We start from the raw sequence: 6412 nt of genomic DNA on the forward strand, positions 1-6412 counted from the left end.
TTCCCTGTTCCCTTGTCATAACGACAATTTTTAACGCTAATCTACTTATTTGTTAATAATGTTAATAAATGTAAAGAACAGATTCCACCAGCAAAATCAAATGATATATTAAATCCATAGGACACCAAACAGATAAGAAACCAACCAAAAAGGGCGAATGATCTAGTGTCCCCTGTCATCAGCCCAGCAAATTACAGCATTATTGATGATCAAGTGGCAAGTAGCCAATTGTGAGTGGCGAGGCCAAATCCCAGAGCGGAAAGACGTAGAGATGCTGTGTTTGTGTTTCCACAAGTCCACCTTTAGTAATTTAGATTCACTTACTTTACTTTAATCATTTGAAAGCTGCAAATTCACTATAACCCGGTCAATCTTGATCGGGTTTTTAGATGATCAGAACCTCGTTAGTAATACCCAATTGATTAAGTTAGTAAACCTCGTTTTTTTAATTTAGCTAGTGCGTCTTCAGCAGCAGCTTTTTCTGCATCTTTTTTACTACGTCCTTTACCTTCACCATATTCTTTTCCATCAATTAATACCTTAGCAATAAATTCTGGGGCGTGAGATGGTCCTCCTATATGTTCTGTCACATATTTAGGAGGATTTAGAGTTACTTCCCTTTGTACCCATTCTTGCAATTGGTTTTTAGAGTCTACATTTGAGCGAGTTTCAACAATATGTTTTGATGCAGAATCAAATAATGGTTCGACAATGGCGCGAACTGTGTCAACATCACAATTGTGATCTAAATAATAAGCACCAATTACTGCTTCAAAGGTGCTACTGAGTAAGTTAGGATTTTGAAAACCTCCATCTCTAATTGTCCCTTTTCCTAATCTCATTCTCAATTCTATACCTATTTCAAGGGCGAATTTTGCTAATTGTTTTTCTTCTACTAATGCAGAGCGCAAACGAGTTAATTCATCCTCTCCTTTTTCGGGATAACGACAATAAAGATATTGTCCACTGATAAAATTGAGTATAGCATCACCAAGAAATTCTAAGCGTTCATTGTGTTCCCCTTCTCCTGGGTTTTCATTGACATAAGAACGGTGGGTAAGCGCTTGACGGAGAAGTTTTTCATTATTAAATGTGAGAAGTTTGTGCATTTGTTTTATATATTAACTATGTTGAAAATGAAAAAACCACTAAGTGCAGTTTGTAGAATCCTTATATGGCTCTTGTGGTATGGCTCTTGTGGTGCGGACATCCTGTCCGCTTTAATTAGATAAATTTAAATTAATGCAGTATAGATTCAGTAATCAAGCACCACTATTTTTCTCCCCCCGTCAGATTCAAAAGCCATTTTACAGCGCTTTCTACATCTGGAACTTGTTCTCCTGGGGGTATAGGTGGACGTTTGACCATCACAACTTTTATACCTAGTTTCCGGGCGGCGATAATTTTAGGATATGTGGCACTACCACCGCTATTTTTGCTCACAATAGTATCTATATTGTATTTGAGTAAAATTTCCTCTTCCTTTTCTAAATTAAAGGGACCGCGATCGCTTATGATCAAACCGGGTGGTACTATGGCATTGGCATCTGGGGGATCAATCATCCGCATTAAAAACCAAATTTCTGCTAAATTTGCAAAAGTAGCAATTTCTTGTCTACCAATTGTTAAAAATACTCGTTGAGATTGATTTGATAAGGCTGCTGCTGCGGCCAAATTATTTTCCACTTCTAACCAGTTATCACCCTCTAATTTTTCCCAAGGTGGACGAATTACCATTAATCGCGGAATACCCACTTCCTCTGCGGCTATGGCTGCATTTGCAGAAATCTGATCAGCGAAAGGATGAGTAGCATCAATTAATAAATCAATGTGCATTTCTCGGAGATAAGTAGTCAATCCCGCTACACCACCAAAACCGCCAATCCTCACATTACCAAGGGGAAGGGTAGGTTTACGGGTACTACCAGCTAAAGAGGCGATCGCCTCAATACCGTGAATATTTGCTACCTTAGCAGCCAACTCGACCGCATCACCAATTCCACCTAAAATTAAAACGCGCAACATATCAATTTTGTTAACTTTGAACTTTGGATGTTTACTATTTACTGCATCAAATAAATCTGCACCTACTATGATATTTTTCACCTTTAATAACTAATGTTGATTCAGACTAGATTCTAGAGTTTTAACTTGGTTTTGTAATTTTTCCACAGTTTGTAGATGAGATTGTTGTAATGCAACTAATAACCAAATCGAACTACCAGTAAATATTGTCAGCATAGCTATTAAAAGACTTATTAGCAATTTTACCTGAAAATTCAGACGTTTGACCTGATTTTGATCTATAATTTGGGAACTAGCAGCTATATTTTCAGGTTCATTTTCTACCATCACCTCTATTTTCCGTGCTTCCTCTTTAGGAAATGCAACTTTACTTTTTAACCATCCAGTAATCAACTGAGGACAATTATTTTTAACCCATTTCCAAGCCAATATTTTCACCACTGGTTTAGATATTTTGGTCATAAATTTCAGAGTTTTATTGAGAGTTCCCAACTGAAACTTTTGGTTAATTAAATTGGTGACACCGATATCATATAAACAATCTATAAGCAATTTAATTGTGATTTCTTCATTATAAACTAAAGTTTTTATCAAAATAAGCACCTCATTCATCAATTTTTCTTCTCGGTCTTTTTCTGGAGAATGTTGTTTTAAATTCTTTGATATTTTTACTGGTTCAGACATACTAGACCTCTGAAAGAATTAATTTCATGTTATCATTGGAGGTTTGCTTAATTTTAGATAAAAGTTATAATTACACCGCTATGGTTGAATTTACAATCGCAAAGAACACCCAAAAATACATAAAACCTAAAACTATTTATCATACCACAGAAACAATTGTGCAACAGATCTACTTTAATTTTGAGTATAAGTTTTGTTTTTTTAAATTGACGATATGATGTAGGGAAACTGGCGCAGATTTTCACTTCTTAATCAGGATATGATTTGATATTCAGCCAAAATCCGCTGACTTTCATCTACCTGTTGAGTAAGTTCCCGAAATACGTGGAGCGGGGATTTTGTCATATACAGCACTTATTAATCCGCAATTCTCCACGCAAATTTTCGCTTTATCCCCTTTTTAGCGGTAAAGTCTCCTGGGAATAAAGTATAATTTTAATTACTCATCACCCCGGTAGATCTAACGCAATTAACAAAGCTTGTTCCAGATGTGCCATAACAACCTCAGAAAGTACACCTCGTAATCGCAAAAAGCGGGTCTTAGATAATACCCGCACCTGATCTGCCATTGCGATCGAGTCCTTCTTGAGACCGCCATCTGGTGCTAAAATTAAAACTTGAGTGGGGTAAACTCGCTTCCCGTCTTGATAGGTGGTACAAGGTACTGCTAAAACTACTGGGCTGGATAGATTAATCACATCACGACTAACAATAATCACTGGACGAGTTCCTCCTTGTTCTGAGCCTTCAGTCGTTTCTAAACGAGCATCATACACCTCACCCCTTCTCATCTTGGAGATTCCCCTAACTGCAACGCCTCCCACTGGGCTGTAGCAAATTCTACCTCTAGTTTGAGGACTTCAGCCTGATAATCTGGATCATTAGCCATTTCTGCCAATGCGGCATCAATTTCAGAACGCTTCTGTATGGCTAGTTCCCTTCGTAAAGCCTGGGCGACAAAATCATTGCGATTTTTAGCTTTTCCTTCCATAACCGCTTTATCTGTGGCTTCTAGGAGTTCTCTGGGAATGGTTAACGTCGTGCGAACGGTTTCTGTTTTCATGGCGCGTTCATTATTTTGATGACTGAAGTGATGCCTTATATCATATCGTTTTCCGCATCACACAAAATTAAAAATTAAAAATTAGTCATTCTCAATTGTTTATTCTCAATTTTCTCGGATACTTTTCTAATTTATCACCTAAAACACCACCAATTGTGGCAATCTGAGAAGTATAACCTCTGGCAATCTGATATTTTAATTACAGAAAATCTACCTGTTGAGATTATGCAAACTCTGTCAACTCTGGAAATTAGCAAAACTACATCTAGTCAACCAGCCTTTGATACCACTATTAAACGCCGCAAAACCCGCGCTGTCAAAGTGGGGGATGTGATTATTGGGGGGGGATACCCAGTGGTGGTACAATCAATGATCAATGAAGACACCCTAGATATTGACGGTTCTGTAGCCGGTATTCGTCGTCTCCATGAAATAGGCTGCGAAATTGTCCGTGTTACAGTCCCCAGTCTTGGACACGCTAAAGCATTGGCAGAAATTAAACAGAAATTAATTCAAACTTATCGTGATGTACCAATTGTGGCTGATGTCCATCACAATGGTATGAAAATCGCTTTAGAAGTCGCCAAGCATATTGAAAAAGTGCGAATTAATCCAGGGTTGTATGTATTTGAAAAACCCAATACCAGCCGCACCGAATATACAAAAGCTGAATTTGACGAAATTGGTGAAAAAATCCGTGAAACTTTAGCCCCGCTGGTAATTTCCTTGCGTGATCAAGGTAAAGCCATGCGAATTGGCGTAAATCATGGTTCTTTAGCGGAAAGAATGTTATTTACCTATGGTGATACACCAGAAGGCATGGTAGAATCTGCCATAGAGTTTATCCGCATTTGTGAATCTTTGGATTTTCATAATGTCGTCATCTCCATGAAAGCCTCACGAGTTCCTGTTATGGTGGCTGCATATCGTCTCATGGCCAAACGTATGGATGATTTGGGTATGGACTATCCTCTCCATCTAGGCGTGACCGAAGCAGGGGATGGAGAATATGGTAGAATTAAATCCACCGCCGGTATTGCCACCTTACTAGCTGACGGTATTGGTGATACAATTCGTGTATCTTTGACAGAAGCACCAGAAAAAGAAATTCCCGTTTGTTACAGCATTCTGCAAGCTTTAGGTCTGCGGAAAACAATGGTTGAATATGTCGCTTGTCCTTCTTGTGGACGGACTTTATTTAATTTAGAGGAAGTGCTGCACACAGTTAGAGAAGCCACCAAACATTTAACTGGTTTAGATATTGCTGTGATGGGTTGTATTGTCAATGGACCCGGAGAAATGGCCGACGCTGACTATGGTTATGTTGGTAAAACCCCCGGTTACATTTCTCTATATCGTGGTCGGGAAGAAATTAAAAAAGTTCCAGAAACCCAAGGGGTAGAAGAGTTGATTAATCTGATTAAAGCAGACGGACGTTGGGTAGAACCTTAATTTATCAAACTTTTACTTCTGTCCCCCTGTGAGATTACTTATTTTTTTAAACTAACTACAAAGAAAGTTAATAATTTTTGAGGGGGAAGAGGTAAAAAAATGATTTTTGATTTCTTCCTCAGGATGAAGATTTACAGGATTTTAGGATTTTCATAATTAGGAACTTGCCAATAAAAACAATACCCAAAAGTTTACTAAAGTTTACTGTGGTGCGGGCATACTTCGACAAGCTCAGTACAAGTCTTGCCCGCATCCCCTTAATAATATTATTATTACTCTAAATCAGGTTCTACACCTAATGATCTTAATTGAGCAATTAATCTTTCTGTTTTTTGTCTTTCCTGTTCAGCCTTTTGACGTTCCTTTTCGACGCTGGTTAATATCCAATTTCCGTTTTGATCATACCAACGTAACCAAGGCATTGTTACACCTTGATAATTACCTACCCATACCCCCAAGCCTAATTCTATTCCAGGAATCCAAAAACGATTATCTACTAATTCTATTTCTGTAAAAATTCCCCCATTTAACTTAAACATCCTAAATTTTGATCGGTATCTGTCAAATATTGCGTAATAAGGTACTCTCAAAATTTGTTCATAAACGTGCCATTTTCCCGGCAGTTTTTCCGTATCTCTTAACCCTTGTCCTAAATCTTCTTTTTCTGTTCCTGGTGATAGCAATTCAACAACTATATAAGGGTTTACTGCTTCTTGCCACACTACATAACTTAATCTTATATCTCTATTTTCATACAGATATGGCACTCCTAAAACTGCAAACCAGTCTGGTCTTTTATACCATGAGGTATGACGCAAATCATAATAGAGATTTATGTCTGTTCCTGTAAATACTTCCTGCCAATTATAGTTAGGAGGACAAAATGTGTCTGTTAATAGTTGTGGTTGAAATACATGAAATTGATCTGGCAAACCAGGTTCCTCCGAATCCTCACTAGGAAGATCATACATTGTGGGTAATGTTGCTTTAGGAGAAAGTGGCGGATCTATTTGATACATTTTTCACTATCCTAAATTTTAATAACGAACTTTCAGGCTAAGGCCATAAGTCTTACTATGGATCTAATCGTAGTTAGGACTTTAGTCCTATCTTCAAATAAAATCGTAGTGAGGACTTTAGTCCTATCTTCAAATGAAATCGTAGTGAGGACTTTAGTCCTATCTTCAA

At 37.8% G+C, this 6412-nt stretch carries 7 protein-coding genes; 1 reads left to right on the forward strand and 6 read right to left on the reverse strand.

Annotated features, from left to right (window positions below):
- Positions 1 to 422: 422 nt before the first annotated feature.
- The 5 genes from rnc to ACIR310F_RS0118105 all read right to left on the reverse strand — a co-directional run bounded on the left by rnc (position 423) and on the right by ACIR310F_RS0118105 (position 3772).
- Positions 423 to 1109 (reverse strand): ribonuclease III, encoded by a 687-nt coding sequence (gene rnc, locus ACIR310F_RS0118085; protein ID WP_028085045.1) that lies wholly within the window; start codon positions 1107 to 1109, stop codon positions 423 to 425.
- A gap of 163 nt (positions 1110 to 1272) precedes the next feature.
- Positions 1273 to 2025 carry a cobalt-precorrin-6A reductase gene (locus ACIR310F_RS0118090; protein WP_028085046.1) on the reverse strand — a complete coding sequence of 251 codons (753 nt, stop codon included), beginning with the start codon at positions 2023 to 2025 and terminating at the stop codon, positions 1273 to 1275.
- Between the two features lie 90 nt (positions 2026 to 2115).
- Positions 2116 to 2709 carry a hypothetical protein gene (locus ACIR310F_RS0118095; protein ID WP_028085047.1) on the reverse strand — a complete coding sequence of 198 codons (594 nt, stop codon included), beginning with the start codon at positions 2707 to 2709 and terminating at the stop codon, positions 2116 to 2118.
- A gap of 446 nt (positions 2710 to 3155) precedes the next feature.
- Positions 3156 to 3500: a type II toxin-antitoxin system PemK/MazF family toxin gene (locus tag ACIR310F_RS0118100; RefSeq protein WP_028085048.1), complete on the reverse strand. Its 345-nt coding sequence runs from the start codon at positions 3498 to 3500 to the stop codon at positions 3156 to 3158.
- Positions 3497 to 3772, reverse strand: coding sequence for a ribbon-helix-helix domain-containing protein (locus tag ACIR310F_RS0118105; protein WP_028085049.1), 276 nt, complete (start codon positions 3770 to 3772; stop codon positions 3497 to 3499). The genes ACIR310F_RS0118100 and ACIR310F_RS0118105 overlap by 4 nt, the downstream gene beginning before the upstream one ends.
- A 225-nt stretch (positions 3773 to 3997) precedes the next feature.
- Here ACIR310F_RS0118105 and ispG point away from each other — a divergent pair, with 225 nt between their 5' ends.
- A complete protein-coding gene (gene ispG / locus ACIR310F_RS0118110) occupies positions 3998 to 5224 on the forward strand; it encodes a (E)-4-hydroxy-3-methylbut-2-enyl-diphosphate synthase (RefSeq protein ID WP_028085050.1) in 1227 nt (408 codons plus the stop codon).
- Positions 5225 to 5496: 272 nt separating this feature from the next.
- Here the strand turns inward: ispG and ACIR310F_RS0118115 are convergent, their stop codons facing one another.
- Entirely contained in the window at positions 5497 to 6243 is a 747-nt protein-coding gene (locus tag ACIR310F_RS0118115) for a Uma2 family endonuclease (RefSeq protein ID WP_028085051.1), read from the reverse strand.
- Positions 6244 to 6412: the final 169 nt, after the last annotated feature.

It is taken from the genome of Dolichospermum circinale AWQC310F (assembly GCF_000426925.1).
GTDB lineage: Bacteria > Cyanobacteriota > Cyanobacteriia > Cyanobacteriales > Nostocaceae > Dolichospermum > Dolichospermum circinale.